Raw genomic sequence first — 1,582 nt, 5'->3', positions numbered from 1 at the left:
CAAGCTTAACTTGGAATGCCGTTTCTGAGGTTGATTCTTATACCTTAGAAGTTGCGACAGACATTGCTTTTGCTAACATCATCGATACTCAAACCGATCTTACAAGCACCAATGCAACGCCAAATAACTTGGCTAATAATACCAACTATTTCTGGCGTGTTTTTGCTTTGAATGCAGGAGGTTCGAGTGAATCTGCTATATCGAGTTTTACCACAGTTCCCGCCATTGCCGATGCGCCTACTTTAGTATCACCATTAGACACCGCGACAGATGTTGCTTTAGATGTAAGTTTAACTTGGAATGCTGTTTCTGAAGTTGATTCTTATACTTTGGAAATTGCAACCGATATTACATTTAATGACATTGTTGATACTCAAACCGATCTTACAAGCACCAATGCAACGCCAAATAACTTGGCTAATAATACTGACTATTTCTGGCGTGTTTTTGCTTTGAATGCAGGCGGTTCGAGTGAATCTGCAATTTGGAGTTTTACCACAGTTCCCGCCATTGCCGATGCGCCAACATTAGTTTCCCCATTAGATACAGCGACAGATGTTGCATTAGATGCAAGCTTAACTTGGAATGCTGTTTCTGAGGTTGATTCTTATACTTTGGAAATTGCAAATGATATTACATTTAATGACATTGTTGAAACTCAAACCGATCTTACAAGCACCACAACCATTCCTAATAACCTGGCTAATAATACCAATTATTTCTGGCGTGTTTTTGCTTTGAATGCAGGCGGTTCGAGTGAATCTGCTATATGGAGTTTTACCACAGTTCCTGCCATTGCCGATGCTCCGACTTTAGTATCACCATTAGATACAGCGATGGATGTTGCTTTAGATGCAAGTTTAACTTGGAATGCTGTTTCTGAAGTCGATTCTTATACTTTAGAAGTTGCGACAGACATTGCCTTTGCTAACATCATCGATACTCAAGCCGATCTAACTAATACCACAACCATCCCTAATAACTTAGCTAATAATACCGACTATTTCTGGCGCGTATTTGCTTTGAATGCAGGCGGTTCGAGTGAATCTGCTATATGGAGTTTTACCACAGTTCCGGCCATTGCCGATGCTCCGACTTTAGTTTCCCCTTTAAATACCGCGACAGATGTTGCTTTAAATTCAAGCTTAACTTGGAATGCCGTTTCTGAGGTTGATTCTTATACCTTAGAAGTTGCGACAGACATTGCTTTTGCTAACATCATCGATACTCAAACCGATCTTACAAGCACCACAACCATTCCTAATAACCTGGCTAATAATACCAATTATTTCTGGCGTGTTTTTGCTTTGAATGCAGGCGGTTCGAGTGAATCTGCTATATGGAGTTTTACCACAGTTCCTGCCATTGCCGATGCTCCGACTTTAGTATCACCATTAGATACAGCGATGGATGTTGCCTTAGATGCAAGCTTAACTTGGAATGCTGTTTCTGAGGTTGATTCTTATACTTTGGAAATTGCAAATGATATTACATTTAATGACATTGTTGAAACTCAAACCGATCTTACAAGCACCAGTGCAACACCAAATAACTTAGCCAATAATACCAACTATTTCTGGCG

General features: G+C 40.1%; 1 protein-coding gene. It reads left to right on the top strand.

Going from position 1 to position 1,582, the window contains the following annotated elements; all coding sequences use genetic code 11:
* Nucleotides 1–1,582: fibronectin type III domain-containing protein (locus BC962_RS16415; RefSeq protein WP_220660190.1), on the top strand; the 1,582-nt coding region annotated here is incomplete at both ends.

Origin of the sequence: Gillisia mitskevichiae (assembly GCF_003634585.1) — a bacterium.
Taxonomy (GTDB): Bacteria; Bacteroidota; Bacteroidia; order Flavobacteriales; family Flavobacteriaceae; genus Gillisia; species Gillisia mitskevichiae.
This window is presented reverse-complemented; position numbering and strand designations above follow the sequence as displayed.